Genomic DNA, 17,100 nt, shown 5'->3' on the forward strand with positions numbered 1-17,100 from the left:
CATTTCCATCGTATCACCTCGTCTCGTTGTCCGGACACTCTAAGGATGCACGGAGGCGGGGGATTGTTCCCGGAGAAGAAGAAAAAAATTGCCGCCGGACATTTGGCCCGGCGGCATAGAATTAAATCGTGTCGATGATGAGCTTGCCGTCCTCGGCGCGCAGGTGCGCGCCCTTGAGCGGCTGTTCGCCCGTGACGATGGCAGTCGCCAGCGGGTTTTCCACCTCTTTTTCAATCAGGCGGCGCAGATTGCGCGCGCCGAACTTGAGCGAGAACGACTTTTCGACCAACCAGTCGAGCAGGCTGTCGTCCCACGTCAGGCGGATATCCTTGTCGGCAAGGTTATCGCGCAACTCGCCCAGCATGATGACCGAGATGCGGCGGAAGTCTGCTTCGGTCAGCTGGTTGAAGGCGATAATTTCGTCGATGCGGTTTAAGAACTCAGGACGCATGATGTCCTCAAGCGCCTTCATCGCGCGCTCACGGCTCTGCTGGCTGACCGTGCGGCCAAAGCCCGCAGGCGCGCCGCCGGTCTGCGAACCGGCGTTCGAGGTCATGACGATGACAGCGTTTTCAAAGCTAACCACGCGGCCCTGCGCGTCGGTCAGGCGACCGTCGTCGAGGATTTGCAGCAGTGCGTTCAGTACATCCGGGTGCGCCTTTTCGATTTCATCGAACAGCACGACCGAGTACGGGCGGCGGCGGATTTTTTCGGTCAGCTGACCGGCTTCGTCATAGCCAACATAGCCCGGAGGCGAGCCGATCAGGCGGGAGACCGTGTGCTTTTCCATATACTCCGACATATCCAGCCGCACCAGCGCGTCCGGTGAGTCGAACAGGTCGAGAGCAAGCTGTTTGACCAGCTCGGTCTTGCCTACGCCGGTCGGGCCGACAAAGAGGAAGGACGCGGGCTTGCGCTTGGGGCTGATGCCCGCGCGCGAGCGGCGGATGGACGCACAGACTGCGTCCACGGCTTCGTCCTGCCCGATGACATGGGCTTTCAGGCGGTCTTCCATGCCCTTCAGGCGTGCAGATTCCTGTGCCGCGACCTTGGCGGCCGGGATACCAGTCCACAGCTCAATCACTGAGGCGAGCAGCTGCTCGTCGACCGTGGGCGCGGGCTTGCACAGCAGTTCATGCAGCCGTCCCTCGACTTGCAGCAGCCGCTGGCGGCAGGACGCGATGCGGGCGTAGGTGTCCTCCTGCTCGTCGCGCGCGCTCGACTGGGTCAGCAAATCCAGCTGGGTTTGCAGGCTTTCCATTTCGATTTGCAGCGCCGGGATTTCAGACAGCTGCGGCGAATCCAGATTGAGCCGCGAGCAGGCTTCGTCGATCAGGTCGATCGCCTTGTCAGGCAGGAAACGGTCGGTAATATAGCGTTCGCTCATTTCGGCGGCGCGGCGGCAGATATCGTCCGGCACCTGCACGCCGTGAAACGTCTCGTAATACGAGCGGATGCCCTTCAAAATTTCGGTCGTCTCCGCGACGGACGGCTCACCGATATACACCGGCTGGAAGCGGCGCTCAAGCGCAGCATCCTTTTCGATGTGCTTGCGGTATTCCTTGAGCGTCGTTGCGCCGATAACCTGAATATCGCCGCGGGCAAGCGCAGGTTTCAGGATGTTTGCGGCGTTCATCGAGCCTTCCGAGTCGCCTGCGCCGACGATATTGTGCACCTCGTCGATGACAAGGATGATATTGCCGAGTTTTTTGACTTCGTCGATCAGGCCCTTCATGCGGCTCTCAAACTGGCCGCGGAACTGCGTACCCGCGACAAGGGCGGTCAGGTCGAGCAGATGCACTTCCTTGTTGCGCATCTTGAATGGGATGCGCCCCTCGTTGATGCGAACGGCCAGACCCTCGGCAACAGCCGTTTTGCCGACGCCCGGCTCGCCGATCAGACAGGGGTTGTTCTTCTGGCGGCGGTTCAGGATCTGGATGACGCGGTCGGTCTCGCGGTCGCGGCCGACGATGTGGTCGATGCGGCCCTCGGCGGCCTTGCGCGTCAGGTTTTCGCAGTAATTATTCAGGTATTTGCGCTTCTTATCGTCACGCGGAGGCGACTGCGTGCGTGTGCGCGCACCTTCCGAGCCGCGCAGCGGTGTGGACGGCGACAGCGGTGGGATGGACGCGGGCGGGTTGGAGATCGGGTCGGTCTCATGCGGCGCATCGTCATCCGAGCCGTCCGAACCGGCGGTGACCAGATCGTTTAAGTCGGACAGCGAACCGATTTCGCCGGAAAGGGCTTCGAGATCATCCTCCGTGATGCCCATTTGTTCCATGATGTTGTCAAGCGGTTTGACGCCCAGCTCACGCGCGCATTTGAGGCACAGCCCCTCCTGCGTGGTTTTGTCCGGGCCTTCGATTTTGGTGATAAACACCACCGCGATGTTCTTTTTACACCGCGAGCACATTGGCATGTTCATAAGAAAAACTCCTTTGGGGAAGTGGGGGAAACAGGGGGTTAGATGGCCACCGGCAGTACGTCGATCAGCTTTGCCAGCAGCAAGCTATGAGAAACTCGTTCGGGGGAAAGCCAGCCGAGCGGGGAATAGGCGATGGGATAGACCCACCAGACGCCCAGCAGGATCAAAGCGACCAGCACGACACCGGCCACAAGGCCGACTGCACCGCCTGCAAGCGAATCCAGAAACCCTAATGGAGTCAAATGCGCGATCGCGTGCAGGCTTTTGGCGGCAAGGCTGACCAGCCAGCCGAACAGGATGCAAAACAAAATGAGAAGCAGCACGAAAGCCACGCTTTCGGCCATCGAGACGGCGGCTTCGGTTGCGGTCTGGCGCAGCGCGTCCAGTGCACCGGCGGCGCCGCTCACATCTGCCTGTTTTTCGAAAATATCGCCGACAATCGGCGTGACAATCCATTCCGCAACATAGGGTGCCGCCCAGCGCGCGGCGAAAAAGGCGGCGGCGACCGCGATCACGCGGCCAACCAGACCGGTCAGTGCGCCGAAAAAGCCGCGCCGGAAACCCAGAATGAGATTAACCAATAAAACCGCCAGAATAATCAGATCGGGCAGGTTGCATAGGCCGGTGAGTACGGATAAAACGTCAGCTAACATTGGTAACTTCCTCGGAATGTTCGGAATGCGCGGTAAACAGACGCGCATTTTTGGTATAAAGGGCGCATACGGTGCCGTCATCAGTCATCAGTACGCGCCGCGCACCGACCGCCTCGGTATTGCGCCACTGGGGGGTAAAGGACGTGTCGTAAACAGTCACGCCCGAAGCACTCAGCACTGCTGTGCCCGCTGCGGAAATCGCCAGTGCGGAAGGTTCCTCCGACAGAGCGTATGGACCGGACAGCGTGCCGCTGCGGACGGTATACAGGTCGCTGCGCGCACCGGAATAGGAGCGTGTAGCAATTGCCAGCGTGTTATCGTGTGCAGTCAGCGAGATCAAATCGCTTGAGGCGACAGTCAGTGTATGCTCGGCTTCGCCGCCGCGGTCGATCATATACAAGCCGTCGTCGCACAGCACCGCAGCCGTATTGCCCGAATAGCACAGCGCCATGCCGAGCGTGTCCTCCAGCGTCACATCTGCATCCAGCGAGCCGCTGGACACATCGTAAAACAGTACATGGGAGTTGAGCGCCACACCGTCCTGCCGGAACGCAAGCGCGGCGAGCGTCTTGCCGTCCGGGGACAGATCGGCCGATACGATATAGTATTCCGAGGACTGGTATTTGAATACCTCCTTACCGGAGGTGTCGTAAACGGCGACCGCTGTGCGGTAGCCCTGCTCGTCGGTTACAAGTACAAAGCGTCCGTCCTGTCCGATGCTGCCGGTGATGATCGCGGAATCCAGGCTCAGCTCTGCCACCGCTGTGGCGGAGTTGGTCAGCACCGCCTGCATGCCGCCGCGGTCATAGACCAGCACATAATCGTCGCTGGTCTCCACCACGGGGGAGGAATACCCCAGCGTGTACTTCATGGTGGTCACGCTGCCGGGACGCGCAAGAAACAGGGAATCGTTATCCGCGTAGGCGATACCTGCTTCAAACAGCGCAGCATCCGAAAACGTGCCGTTTTCATAGTTGATGGTTGTGATATCACCCTCATGCTGTTTAAAACCCGCCACGGCATATTCCGCGAGGCTGCGGATGGAGGTGGGGGTAAACAGTTGGTAGTTGGACAGCAGGAACAGGGCTGTGCAGATTACCAGCAGCCAGCCGCACACCGAGCGCAGCAGCGCGGTCAGCCGCACGCGCGGGTCTTTGCTTTCGCGCAGCAGACGGCGGCGCTCCTTCCGTGAGGACGGGAAACGGATGATATTCTGTTTGGACTTGGTGGGCTGTTGTTCGCTCATGTTGTTCCGTCTCCTCATTGTATCGCGTTTGGGGGCATAAAATGTGAATAAAAAATAAATTATCCGAAAGCCGGTTACGCATCCAGCCGGAAGCGGGCAAGCTCCGGCGTATGCTCATACCATAGCCGGTTCATAAACAGGCCGCAGGCGGGCAGGGTCGGACCGGCCTGCTCGCGGTCGCCTGCGCGCAGAATAGCGGTCACGTCGTCCGGCGTCAGTTTGCCGCTGCCGACATAGATCAGTGTGCCCGCAATCGCGCGTACCATGTTATAGAGAAAACCGTCGCCGCACACACGGATGCGGATGCGGTCATCCACCGGCTCGACCTCGCACCAGAAAATGGTGCGCACCGTGCTTTTGACCGGCGTGCCCTGACTGCGCACGGCGGCAAAGTCCTGCTTGCCGACAAAGCGCTGTGCGCCTGCCTGCATGCGCTCGATGTCGAGCGGATAGTTGTAGCGGTAGGCGTATCGCGCGTGGAACGGGTTGCGCAGGGTGGATGGGAAAATATAGTAAGCGTATTCCTTTTTGGTGCAGTCAAAGCGCGCGTCAAAGTCCTCCGGCACCTGTATCGCACCCGAAACCGCAATGTCCTCGGGCAAAAAGCTGTTGAGCGCATAGGGCAGACGGTCCATTGGGATGGTGCAGTCTGCCTTGAAGTTTGCCACATACCGGCGTGCATGTACGCCCGAATCCGTGCGTCCAACGCCGGAAACATGCACCTTCTGGCCGAGCAGGCGGAAAACCGCCGTTTCCATGGATTCCTGAATGGACGGGCCGTTTTTCTGAATCTGCCAGCCGTTGTAGGCCGTCCCGTCGTAGGACAGAATTACTGCAATGTTCATAGGCCGTACCGCCTGAGTACAAGGATTGCCGCGAACAGCGCTGCACAGATCAAAATCGCGCAGATATCCACACGGGCGATTTTAAGCTGTTTCATGCGGGTGCGGCCCACATCGCCGCGGTACAGGCGGCATTCCATTGCGGTTGCCAGTTCGTCCGCGCGGCGAAACGCCGAGATAAACAGCGGCACCAGAATCGGGATCATGGCTTTTGCGCGCTGTACCAGACTGCCGGATTCAAAATCTGCGCCGCGCGCCTTCTGCGCCGAGATGATCTTTTCAGTCTCCTCGATGAGCGTCGGGATAAAGCGCAGCGCAATCGACATCATCATGGAAAGCTCATGCACGGGCGCGTGCAGCTTTTTCAAAGGGGAGAGCAGGCGCTCCAGCCCGTCGGTCAGTTGGATGGGACTGGTCGTATAGGTCAGCATGGAGGTCGCGATAATCAGCAGCATCAGGCGCACAACCATGAAGATCGCTGTGCGGATGCCCTCGCGGCTGATGTGCAGAAAGCCCCATTGCCAGATATATTCGCCGGGAGTATAGAACAGGTTGAGTACGGCCGTAAACACGATGATAAACAGAATTGGCTTAAGTCCACGCACGACCAGCTTGGGCGAAATGCGCGAAATGCCGATGATGATAGCCAGAAAGGCGAGCACCAGCGCATAGGATATCGGCCCTTCTGCAAGGAACAGCAGCACGATAAATGCGATCGTCAGTACGATTTTGACGCGGGGGTCGAGCCGATGCACGGCGCTGTCGCCGGGGAAAAACTGACCGATGGTAATGTCCTTCAGCATCAGCGCGCGCCCCCTTTCGCTTTGCAGGCGCGCAGCGCATCCAGCGCTTGCTGCACCGTATAGACCGAAGTATCCACGTCATGCCCACGCTTTTTCAGTTCGAGCATGACTTTCGTAATCATGGGAATGTCCAGCCCGGCTGCGATGATCTCGTTTGCGTGCGAGAATACTGCGCGCGGTGTATCGCAGAACAGGACTTTGGCGTGGTTCATGACGAGCAGGCGGTCGGCCAGTCCGGCGATGTCCTCCATCGAGTGCGAGACAATTAAAATGGTCGCGCCCGACTGCTTGTGGTAGTCTTTGACCAGAGCAAGAATTTCATCTCGGCCCTGCGGGTCAAGGCCCGCAGTCGGCTCGTCGAGTACGAGCACCTCAGGACGCATGGCGAGGATGCCTGCAATGGCCACGCGGCGCTTCTGACCGCCCGACAGTGCAAATGGGGACTGGTTCGCTAAGCTTTCGTCCAGTCCGACCGCGCGCATGGATTCCAAAACGCGCTCGTCGATCTCGGTTTGGGACAGCCCCATATTGGTCGGGCCAAAGGCGATATCTTTGGCGATCGTTTCCTCAAACAGCTGGTATTCTGGGTACTGGAACACCAGACCGACACGGAAACGTGTCTCGCGGGCGCATTTGCCCTTTTCGTTCCAGATGGATTGACCATCCAGCAGCACCTCGCCCTCGTCGGGCTTCAAAAGGCCGTTAAAGTGTTGGATGAGCGTGCTTTTTCCCGAGCCAGTGTGGCCGATCACGCCCAGAATTTCGCCTTTTTCGATTTTCAGGTCAACGTGGTCGAGCGCTTTGCGCTCAAAAGGGGTGCCTGCGCCATAGATATGGGTCAGGCCCCGTGTTTCCAGAATGGTTGACAAAGGATTCGTCCTCCTGTGTGTCAAAAATCAGTGGGCGCGCGGCCTCACTGCAAGTATTTCTCTAAGATATCCGCGCATTCGTCGACCGAAAGCGCGTCGATGGGCAGGGACTCGCCGTCCTGCCGGTCAAGGTCGTACAGCACCTCAATGGTCTGCGGTACGGTCAGAGATGCTGCACGCAGCGTGTCCACCTGCGTGAAAATTTCGCGCGGCGTGCCGTCCATGAGCACATTGCCTTGATGCATGACGATGACGCGTCCGGCTTGCACGGCCTCGTCCATATGGTGGGTGATCAAAATGACCGTGATGCCGAATTTGCGATTCAGCTCGCGCACCACTGCCATGACCTCGCGCCGGCCCTGTGGGTCGAGCATAGCGGTCGGCTCGTCGAGCACGACACAGCGCGGCATCATCGCGATCACGCCTGCGATCGCCACACGCTGCTTCTGTCCGCCGGATAAACGGTGCGGCGCTTGCGCGCGGTATTCATACATACCGACGGCCTTGAGCGCTTCGTCGACGCGCTTGCGGATCTCGGCGGGCGGCACGCCCATATTCTCGAGCGCGAATGCCACGTCCTCCTCGACCACGGTCGCGACCAGCTGATTGTCCGGGTTCTGGAACACCATTGAGACGGTCTTGCGCACCTCGTAGGTGTTGTTTTCATCCCGTGTGTCCATCATATCGACGTAGCATACGCCGCCGGTCGGCAGGCGGATGGCGTTGAAACAGCCCGCGAGCGTACTTTTACCCGAGCCGTTGTGCCCCAGCACCGCGACGAACTCGCCGCGCCCCACCGACAGGGTGACACCCTTCAGCACGGGAACGGCAAGCTGGCCTTCCTCCACAGGATAGGCGTATTGCAGGTTTTCGGTTTTGATGATTTCAGACATAGTATTCGTCCTTTATATTACGTTTCCGCGATAAAGCGGGCGGAGGAGCCACACGGCAGTACCAGCCCGGTCGATTCGACCGGCAGACCAAGCTCCTGCGCTTCGATTTTGCCCGCAGCACGCTTTGCCGCTGTGATGCCGAGCAGATAGCTCATGACGGACGGCGCAAGTCCGGTCGAGTAGCTGGAAATGAGCACAAACAGGGGCTTGTCCGACAGAACACCCATGGTCAGTTCGACAAAGTCGGCCACATCCTGTTCGATCTTCCACGTTTCACCCGATGGGCCGCGCCCGTAGGAAGGCGGGTCCATGATGATGGCATCGTATTTGCGGCCGCGCCGAATCTCGCGCTGAACAAACTTCTTGCAGTCGTCCACGATCCAGCGGATGGGCCGGTCGGCAAGACCGGAGGACGCGGCGTTTTCGCGCGCCCACTGCACCATGCCCTTGGAAGCGTCCACATGGCAGACCGACGCGCCCGCATTCGCCGCGGCGAGCGTTGCGCCGCCCGTATAGGCGAACAGGTTCAAAACGCTGACCGGACGACCCGCGCCGCGCACCATGCGGTCGATAAAGTCCCAGTTGGCGGCCTGCTCGGGGAACAGGCCGGTGTGCTTGAAGCTCATAGGCTTGAGCTGGAAGGTCAGGTCGCCGTAATGGATGGCCCACTGCTCGGGCAGTTTGCGGATTTCCCACTGCCCGCCGCCCGCATTCGAGCGGTGGTAGATGGCGTTCGGCTTGTCCCACGCGCGGCAGTCTGCCGCACGCGGCCAGATGGCCTGCGGGTCAGGGCGCACCAGCACCTGATTGCCCCAGCGCTCGACCTTTTCGCCGCCGCCGCAGTCGAGTACGGTGTACTCTTTCCAGTTGTCCGCGATCCACATATAACACATACCTCGTTCCGGTGTGAGATTTACACAATATATCAGCTTCTATTCTAACACCAAACGACGGCGCACGCAATCAAAAAGAACATTTGTCAAAACAGGGCTTTTTAGCGAAAACAGCAAAAAACCGGCGCACACAAGCCGCGGAAGCGTTGTGTGCGCCGGAACGAGGAGGAAAGGTCAGGCAGCGGATTGGGCTTGCTGCCGAATCAGGCGTTTGGTGATGTAAATAAACATGATGATACTCATCACGACAGAAACCAAGTCGGCTGCGGGCTGGGAGAAGATGATGCCATTCATGCCGAGGTATGCGCCTGCGATGATGACACAGGGTACAAAGATGAAGCCCTGACGGCTGACCGCCAGCACAAGCGCCGCGGCCGCGCGGCCCATCGCCTGCAAGGCGTTTTGCAGCACGAACATGATGCCCAGCACAGGAGCGGAGAACATCAGCGCGCGCAGCATGGGTACGCCCGCTTCGATGACCGCTGCGTCGTCGATAAAGACCGAGATAATGGAATCCGCAGTGAACCAATAGACGGCGGTCAGGATTACGCCCATGATGGTGGTGCAGATGGCCGAGAAGTTGACTACGCCGCGCACGCGGTGGATATTGTTTGCACCGTAGGCAAAGCCAATGAGCGGCTGCACGCCCATAGCAAGGCCGAGCTGGACGAATACCACCAGCATATTGGCTTTCATGGCCACGCCCATGCCGGCGACGGCGTTGTCGCCATAGCCTGCAAGGTATTTGTTGAGCAGGATGTTGGACAGGCTCATCAGAATGTTATTGAGCGAAGCGGGCAGACCGATCGAGATCACGCCGCCGATGATGCCGCGCACGGCAAAGTTACGCGGATGGATGGACAGCACGGTTTTGCCGCGCAGGAAGTAAAACAGATAGAAGAAGCAGGCGCAGATATTGCCGATGACTGTGGCGATCGCCGCGCCCTTCACGCCCCAGCCGAGCCACAGGATCATGATCGGGTCGAGGATGATGTTGACCACCGTGCCGACCATATTGCCGACCATCGAGGCGGTCGCTGCGCCCTCACCGCGGATCAGGTTGCAGAATGCGTTGGCAAAAATGATAAACGGTGCGCCGATTGAGATCCAGATCAGATAGTCGCGGGCGTAGTCGATGGTGTATTCGCTCGTACCGATGACCGAAAGGATGAACGGCATCGCGGTGAGGAACACGAAAACCATAATGACACCCCATACCAGCGAGCCGTAGCAGCAAAACGCGCTGACTTTTTTGGCGCGCTCGCCTTCGTTTGCGCCCAGCAGGCGGGAGATCAGTGAAGAGCCGCCAATGCCGAACATGTTGCCGAAAGCCATTAGAATGAGGAACACCGGCGTTGCCACTGAGACCGCTGCCACCTGATTGGCGTCGCCCGTCTGGCCGACGAAAAAGGTGTCGACCATGTTGTACAGCACGACCACCAGCATGCTCAGCATAGTTGGTACGGCCATCTGCGCAACTGCCTTTGGGATGGGCGCATCGCGGAATACAGAATCGTTATTATTTCTCATTATATTACCTCCTGTAATAATAACAAACATAGGTAGCTACATAATTGAACAAAAAAATGTCAGCTTTCACTGAGATTTTCACAGACCCGTTTGAGGTAGCTCTGCAGCGCAGCCATTTCCTCTTCGGAAAATCCGCGTGCAGCCTGTGCATCCAGATACACCCGGATTTCGTTCATAACACGCTGTACTTCGTCAAATTTGTCCGTCAAGCGGACGATGCGGCAGCGCCGGTCGCGCTCCGAAACCGCGGTGGTGACAAAGCCTTTCTGCTCCAGCCGATGGATAAAACCGATCACAGTCGGGTGCTTGAGGCGGAAATGCTGGCCGATGTCCTGCACAGTGGTTTCCTGCTCACCGCGGTCAGCCAGAAATTGCAGCACATCACTCTGCGCGCAGGTCAGACCGAGCGGGCGCAACGCGGCATCCGCGTGTGCCATAAACCGGATGTTGATCATTTTGAAATATTCGCCGGGGAAAAGCGAGCTGGACATACAGCACGCCTCCATTTCATTTAAGTAGCTTACTACCTAATTTTAACATAGGCTATGGCAATGTCAAGAGGACGATGGGAAAATCGTCGGAACGCGCAGACCGCCCGCAGAGCGGGCGGTCTGACTTGTGCAGTTTTGTGTAACTGTTGGTTACTTCTTGCGCTTGGCCTTGGCCCAGCCTTTTTTCTTTGGAGGGGCGGGGCGGTGCGCCACAGGACGTGCGCTTTTTCCGGACTTTGCTGCGCGAGTGGACGGCGCAGGCGGCTTTTCGCCGCGCGCAGGACGGATCAGGCACTCTTTGCCAAAGCCAATCAGATCCTCGCGGCCGGCTTTTTTGAGTGCAGCCAACACGATCGGTCGTTTATCCGGTCGGCGCCATTGCAGCAGCGCGCGCTGCATGGCCTTTTCCTCGGGCGTTTTGGCGACATAGACCGGTTTCATCGTGCGCGGGTCGATCTCGGTATAGTACATTGCGGTCGACAGTGTGCCCGGGGTGGGGTAGAAGTCCTGCACCTGTTCGGGCATATAGCCGACACGGTTGAGGTACTCCGCCAGCAGGATCGCATCATCCAGCGTTGCGCCTGGATGAGAGCTCATCAGATAGGGGACAAGGTACTGCTTGCGGCCAAGTTTCTGGTTGATGCGGGCGTACCGCTCACGGAACTGTTCGTATACAGAAAATGATGGTTTGCCCATATAATACAGAGCGTTATCGCTCATATGCTCAGGCGCTACTTTGAGCTGACCCGAAATATGATGCTCGACCAGCTCGCGGAAGAAAGCGTCGTTGCGGTCGGCCATCATGTAGTCATAGCGCAGACCGGAACGCACGAAAACCTTTTTGATGCCCTCGATCTGGCGCAGCTCGCGCAGCAGGTTGAGGTAATCCGTGTGATCGGCTTCGAGATTTTTGCACGCAGAGGGGAACAGGCAGCGCTTGTTTTTGCACAAACCGTGCTCCTCCTGTTGCTTGCAGGACGGGAAGCGAAAGTTTGCCGTCGGCCCGCCGACATCGTGGATATACCCCTTGAAGCCGGGCATTTGCACGATCTGCTTGGCTTCCTCGATGACGCTTTCGTGGCTGCGTGCCTGAATATAGCGTCCCTGATGGAAGGCAAGTGCGCAGAAATTGCACGCGCCGAAACAGCCGCGGTTGTGGATGATAGAGAACTGCACTTCCTGAATGGCAGGCACGCCGCCGAGCGCCTCATACGACGGATGATAGGTGCGCATATAGGGCAGGGCGTAGACGTGATCCATTTCCTCGGTGGTCAGCGGTTTCGCAGGCGGGTTTTGGATGAGCACGCGCTTGCCGTGGCGCTGCAAAAGCGCTTTGCCGCGCACCGCGTCCTGCTCGTCATATTGCAGCTTGACCGAGCGGGCGTAATCGGCTTTATTGGCGCACACATCTTCATAGGACGGACATTCGACTGCGTTTTCCAAGCCGTTTGCGTCGTGTGCCATGTATGCCGTGCCGCGGACGCCGATGCAGGCATCCGCGCCCTTTTTGCCGTGCTTTAAGTTGTTGGCGAGTTCGACGACTGAGTGCTCGCTCATGCCGAACATCAGCCCGTCCGCGCCGGTCGATTCGAGGATCGAGGGCATGACGCGGTCAGCCCAGTAGTCGTAATGCGCAAAGCGGCGCAGACTGGCTTCGATGCCGCCAAGGTAAATCGGCGTGTCCGGAAACGCGCGCCGCGCAAGCATGGAATAGACCGTCACTGCGCGGTCGGGACGCTTGCCCGCTTTGCCGCCGGGAGTGTAGGCGTCGTCCGAGCGGCGCTTTTTGGCGGCGGTGTAGTGCGCAACCATCGAGTCGATGTTGCCGCCATTGATGAGCACCGCGTAGCGCGGTCGGCCCATGGCCACAAAGTCGCGTTCGTCATGGAAATCCGGCTGGCTGAGGATGGCGACCTTGTAGCCCGCGTCCTCCAAAACGCGCGAGATGATCGCGGTGCCGAAGGAAGGGTGGTCGACATATGCGTCGCCCGTGACGAGCAGGAAATCGCAGTAGTACCAGCCGCGATCGACCATATCCTGTTTACTGATTGGGAGAAAACCGTTCATAATTTCCCTTTCGCTAAAACCATAAAAAAATGACCGCCCACTTGCCCCGGGTACGGTCATTTTTTTTGAAATGATAGATACTTAGGGTCAACCGTCTTTGCCGGACTGCCCTTTTTCTACTCTCATTATAACGGATCTGCTCCGTTTGTCAAGCCCAGCCTCAGTTGTCGAGGTAGAACTGTACCAACTCCTGCATCAGCTCGTCGCGGTCGATCTTGCAGATCAGGCTGCGTGCGTTGTTGTGGTTGGTGATGTACGTCGGGTCCTCAGAGAGGAGATAGCCCACGATCTGGTTGATCGGGTTATACCCTTTCTCCTTTAGCGCGTCATAAACCGCAGTCAGCGTGCGCTTCATCTCCTTGTTGGACTCATCTACAAGGCTGAATTTTCTCGTGCCGTCAAGCATGTCTGTCTCCTTTCCGATCCTACCGGTGGTTTTTTGCTATAAACAGCATAATACAAAACGGCCGAAAAGTAAAGCCTTATCCGCGCAAAACCGCGCCGAAATCTTTTTCCAACGCTGCCAGCGCCTGCTTCATGGCCTTATCGCATTCCTCGTCGGTCAGCGTGCGGTCGGGCGCGCGCATGCTCAGCGAGTAGGCCACCGACTTCTTGCCCTCCGGGATGCCCTTGCCCTTGTATACGTCGAACAGATTAACGTTTTCCAGAATGTGGCCTGCGGCCTTCTCAATCGCGGCCTGCATGGAAGCAGCCGGTACCTCGTCATCGACCAGAACGGCGATATCGCGGGTTGAGGCCGGGAACTTGGGCAGCGGATGGTAGAGCTTGACCGGGTCGATCGCTTCAAACAGAGCGTCCAGCGGCAGCTCGGCGGCGAGTACCTCGCCGGACAGACCGTAGCGCGCGGCGACCGTCGGATGCACCGTGCCGAACACGCCGACCGGCTGGCCGTCGATCAGGACATTTGCGCAGCGGCCCGGATGATAGGACGGATTGCTCTTTTCCGGCATGAACTGCACGTTCTTGACGTTCAGCTCGCGGCAGATCGCTTCGATCACGCCCTTGAACTGGAAGAAGGACAGGCGGCCGTAAGTGCCGAGGGTGAGTACCTTCTCTTCGTGCGGCAGCACATCCGGATCGGCTTTGCCGTCCTTGACGGTCGGGGTGTAGATCGTGCCCAGCTCGAACAGCGACGCGGTCGGGTTACGGTGTGCGTGGTTGTGTGCGAGCGATTGCAGCATGGAGGGCAGCACGGTCGTGCGCATGATGCTGAAGTCCTCGCCCAGCGGGTTCAAAATGGTCGTGGAGATACGGCGCGGGTCGTCCTGCGCCCAGCCGATCATGTCATAGAACTTCGGGGAGATGAACGAGTGGCTCATCGCCTCGTCAAAACCGGCCTCACGGCAGGTCAGGGAGACATTTTGCTCCGCCATCTGCTTGGGTGTGTATTCACCCTGCACCATTTCACCGGCGTACAGTGTGGTCGGGATCTTGTCGTAGCCGTACATGCGTGCGACTTCCTCCGCCAGATCGCACATGCGTGCGATGTCCACGCGGAAAGACGGGATGATAACCTTGTCGTCCTCGACGCGGAACTCAAGACGCTCGAGGTACGCCTTCTGCTCGTCGGCAGACAGGTCAAGGCCGAGCAGCGCATTCATCTTGTCCGGCTCGAAAGGCAGCGTCTTGGGGGTCAGGTCGGCGGCGCATGCGTCAATGATGCCGTCTACGACCTCGCCCGCGCCGAGCATTTCGACCAGCTCGCACGCGCGCTGCACGGCGGGCATGGTCAGCGACGGGTCAAGTCCCTTTTCAAAGCGGCCGGATGCTTCGGTGCGCATGCCGAGCGCCTTGGCTGTCACGCGCACGGTTGCGCCGTGGAAGCAGGCAGACTCGAAAACGACCGTCTTGGTGTCGTCCTCGATTTCTGAGTTTGCGCCGCCCATAACACCCGCGACTGCAACCGGCTTGTCATTGTCGCAGATGGCGAGCATTTTGTCGGTCAGGTCGTGATCCTGCCCGTCAAGGGTCTGGATGGACTCGCCGTTGCGCGCGCGACGCACGACGATTTTGCCGTCCGACAGGCAGGAGTAGTCGAATGCATGCATCGGCTGGCCGTACTCGAGCATGACATAGTTGGTGATGTCAACGATGTTGTTGATCGGGCGCACACCGCAGGCGTGCAGACGCTCGCGCATCCACGCGGGGGACGGCTCGATCTTGATGTTTTTCACCAGACGCGCGGTGTAGCGCGGGCAAAGGTCGGTATCAACGACTTCAACCGACATATATTTGTTGATGTCGTCGCCCGAGCCCTTGACAACCGGCTCCTTGACCGAAAACGGACGGTCGAAGGTCGCGGCGGTCTCGCGGGCAAGGCCGATGACGCTGAAGCAGTCGGCGCGGTTAGAGGTGATTTCAAAATCTGCAACATAGTCGTCCAGACCAAGGATTTTTTTGATATCCTCGCCCACGGGCGTGCCTTCGGGCAGGAATAGGATACCATTCTCGCAGGCGTAGGGCACGCAGCCGTGCGTCAGCCCCAGCTCCTGGAACGAGCACATCATGCCGTTGGAGACTTCGCCGCGCAGCTTGCCCTTGGTGATCTTAACGCCACCGGGCAGCGTGGACTTGTGCAGCGCGACCGGGCAGATCTCGCCGACCGATTCGGGCGTCACGTTGGGCGCGCCGGTGACGATCTGGACGGGCTCTTCCTTGCCCACATCGAGCTGGCAGATTTTGAGATGGTCGGAGTCCGGATGGTCGACGACGGACAGGACCTTGCCGGTCACGACGTTTTCGATCTCCGCGCCGAGGTAGTAGACCTCCTCGACCTTGGAGCCGGACATGGTAAGCCGTGCGTCATACTCCTTGGGCGTGACGCCGGAAATATCGGTATAATCCGAAAGCCAGGAAAGCGGCAGTTTCATAATGGATTAGCGCTCCTTTATCGTAATGTTCAGGATACCGCGCCGTCAGGCGCGCATTTTATAAAGGCTGCAAAGCAGCCGAAAAAACCGGGAGCATGTATCACGGTTTTTTCACAAGTGCGGAGAAAAGTTTTGATTATCGGAACTTTTCGTAGCGTGAGACGCATCCGCGCATTGGCGCGGTGCGGCTTTTCGTTCGAAAGCGTGGTTTCGAACGAAGTTCTTAGAACTGTTCCAGGAACCGCACATCGTTCTCATAGAACAGGCGGATATCGTCGATCTTAAAGCGTCCCATGACCGTGCGCTCCAGACCGATGCCGAACGCATAACCCGAATACTCCTCCGGGTCGATGCCGCTCATTTCGAGTACCTTGGGGTGTACCATGCCGCAGCCGAGAATTTCGATCCAGCCCTCGCCCTTGCACAGCGGGCAGCCCGCACCGTGGCAGCGGTAGCACTGGATGTCCATTTCAGCGCTCGGCTCGGTGAACGGGAAGTGGTGCGGGCGGAAACGGACGACCGTGTCCTCGCCGTACAGCTTTTTGGCGAACAACTCGAGGATGCCCTTGAGGTCAGACATACGGATGCCCTTATCAACGACCAGACCCTCGATCTGATGGAACAGCGGAGAGTGGGTCGCGTCGACCGCGTCCGAGCGGTACACACGGCCGGGCGCAATGATGCGGATCGGCGGCTTTTTCTGCTCCATGACGCGCACCTGCATGCCCGAGGTCTGCGTGCGCAGCACGACGTTATCCGAAATGTAGAATGTGTCCTGCGTGTCGCGCGCAGGATGATCCTTCGGGATGTTGAGCGCTTCAAAGTTGTAGTGGTCCAGCTCGACCTCCGGGCCTTCCGCAATCGAGAAGCCCAGACCGATGAAGATTTCCTTCAGCTCGTCCAGCACGATGTTGAGCGGATGCTTTTTGCCGATGACAACTTCTTCGCCCGGCAGGGTCACGTCGATGGTCTCGGCTTCCAGCTTGTGCGCCAGCGCGGCCTGCTCGATGGCTTCCTTCTGCTTGTCGATGATGGTTTCAATCTCGGCGCGCACATCGTTGATGAGCTGGCCGACGACCGGACGTTCCTCCGCGGCCACGTCCTTCATGCCCTTGAGGAGCGCGGTCAGCTCGCCCTTTTTGCCGAGAAAGCGCACACGCGCCTCGTCAAGTGCGCGAGCATCGCCCGCTGCGGCAAGCTGATCTTTTGCGGCCTGCAAAATGCCTTGCAGTTTTTCTTTCATGGTGACTCTCCTTTATGAAAAATCGTTCAGGGACGCAACAAAAAAAGCCTTTCGTCCCGCAAAATAGGGACGAAAGGCGTATCAAACATCTTCCGTGGTACCACCCTGATTCCCGGACAGGCCGGGCACTCATTGAACGCCGGTAACGGGGCGTTACTTCGCCTGCGCCTACTGGAAAAGCCGTTCAGCGCCGGTGCTCGCAGGGGAACTTCGCGTCAGGTCTCTTTGAACGGCTCGCAGCCAAAGGCCGTTTT

The 17,100-nt window shown here is 58.6% G+C and carries 14 protein-coding genes; all 14 read right to left on the bottom strand.

What is annotated here, in order from left to right:
* Nucleotides 1-121: 121 nt before the first annotated feature.
* On the bottom strand, nucleotides 122-2,425 hold the full coding sequence (locus ABGT74_RS05605) for an ATP-dependent Clp protease ATP-binding subunit (protein WP_346704807.1): 2,304 nt from the start codon (nucleotides 2,423-2,425) through the stop codon (nucleotides 122-124).
* Nucleotides 2,426-2,463: 38 nt separating this feature from the next.
* Complete coding sequence (locus ABGT74_RS05610; protein ID WP_346704808.1) at nucleotides 2,464-3,078, bottom strand: CvpA family protein; 615 nt, start codon at nucleotides 3,076-3,078, stop codon at nucleotides 2,464-2,466.
* Complete coding sequence (locus ABGT74_RS05615; RefSeq protein ID WP_346704809.1) at nucleotides 3,068-4,324, bottom strand: DUF5711 family protein; 1,257 nt, start codon at nucleotides 4,322-4,324, stop codon at nucleotides 3,068-3,070. Before ABGT74_RS05615 ends, ABGT74_RS05610 begins: the two co-directional genes overlap by 11 nt.
* A 74-nt stretch (nucleotides 4,325-4,398) precedes the next feature.
* The gene (truA, locus tag ABGT74_RS05620; protein ID WP_346704810.1) at nucleotides 4,399-5,169 is read right to left on the bottom strand and encodes a tRNA pseudouridine(38-40) synthase TruA; all 771 of its coding nucleotides are present in this window, start codon (nucleotides 5,167-5,169) and stop codon (nucleotides 4,399-4,401) included.
* The gene (locus ABGT74_RS05625; protein WP_297284285.1) at nucleotides 5,166-5,969 is read right to left on the bottom strand and encodes an energy-coupling factor transporter transmembrane component T; all 804 of its coding nucleotides are present in this window, start codon (nucleotides 5,967-5,969) and stop codon (nucleotides 5,166-5,168) included. Before ABGT74_RS05625 ends, truA begins: the two co-directional genes overlap by 4 nt.
* Nucleotides 5,969-6,838 (bottom strand): energy-coupling factor transporter ATPase, encoded by an 870-nt coding sequence (locus ABGT74_RS05630; RefSeq protein ID WP_346704811.1) that lies wholly within the window; start codon nucleotides 6,836-6,838, stop codon nucleotides 5,969-5,971. The genes ABGT74_RS05625 and ABGT74_RS05630 overlap by 1 nt, the downstream gene beginning before the upstream one ends.
* Nucleotides 6,839-6,882: 44 nt before the next feature.
* Nucleotides 6,883-7,731 carry an energy-coupling factor transporter ATPase gene (locus tag ABGT74_RS05635; RefSeq protein ID WP_346704812.1) on the bottom strand — a complete coding sequence of 283 codons (849 nt, stop codon included), beginning with the start codon at nucleotides 7,729-7,731 and terminating at the stop codon, nucleotides 6,883-6,885.
* A gap of 17 nt (nucleotides 7,732-7,748) precedes the next feature.
* The gene (locus tag ABGT74_RS05640; protein WP_297284288.1) at nucleotides 7,749-8,615 is read right to left on the bottom strand and encodes a class I SAM-dependent methyltransferase; all 867 of its coding nucleotides are present in this window, start codon (nucleotides 8,613-8,615) and stop codon (nucleotides 7,749-7,751) included.
* Between the two features lie 183 nt (nucleotides 8,616-8,798).
* On the bottom strand, nucleotides 8,799-10,154 hold the full coding sequence (locus ABGT74_RS05645) for an MATE family efflux transporter (protein ID WP_297284289.1): 1,356 nt from the start codon (nucleotides 10,152-10,154) through the stop codon (nucleotides 8,799-8,801).
* 59 nt (nucleotides 10,155-10,213) lie between these two features.
* Complete coding sequence (locus tag ABGT74_RS05650) at nucleotides 10,214-10,645, bottom strand: MarR family transcriptional regulator (protein WP_346704813.1); 432 nt, start codon at nucleotides 10,643-10,645, stop codon at nucleotides 10,214-10,216.
* A 150-nt stretch (nucleotides 10,646-10,795) separates the two neighbouring features.
* Nucleotides 10,796-12,712, bottom strand: a complete 1,917-nt coding sequence (locus ABGT74_RS05655; RefSeq protein ID WP_346704814.1) for a YgiQ family radical SAM protein — start codon at nucleotides 12,710-12,712, stop codon at nucleotides 10,796-10,798.
* 160 nt (nucleotides 12,713-12,872) lie between these two features.
* A complete protein-coding gene (locus ABGT74_RS05660; protein WP_031475480.1) occupies nucleotides 12,873-13,118 on the bottom strand; it encodes an IreB family regulatory phosphoprotein in 246 nt (81 codons plus the stop codon).
* 76 nt (nucleotides 13,119-13,194) lie between these two features.
* Nucleotides 13,195-15,603, bottom strand: a complete 2,409-nt coding sequence (pheT, locus tag ABGT74_RS05665; RefSeq protein ID WP_346704815.1) for a phenylalanine--tRNA ligase subunit beta — start codon at nucleotides 15,601-15,603, stop codon at nucleotides 13,195-13,197.
* A gap of 223 nt (nucleotides 15,604-15,826) precedes the next feature.
* Nucleotides 15,827-16,846 carry a phenylalanine--tRNA ligase subunit alpha gene (pheS, locus tag ABGT74_RS05670; RefSeq protein ID WP_297284247.1) on the bottom strand — a complete coding sequence of 340 codons (1,020 nt, stop codon included), beginning with the start codon at nucleotides 16,844-16,846 and terminating at the stop codon, nucleotides 15,827-15,829.
* Nucleotides 16,847-17,100 lie beyond the last annotated feature (254 nt).

The sequence above is a fragment of the uncultured Agathobaculum sp. genome (assembly GCF_963927765.1).
Taxonomy (GTDB): Bacteria; Bacillota; Clostridia; order Oscillospirales; family Butyricicoccaceae; genus Agathobaculum.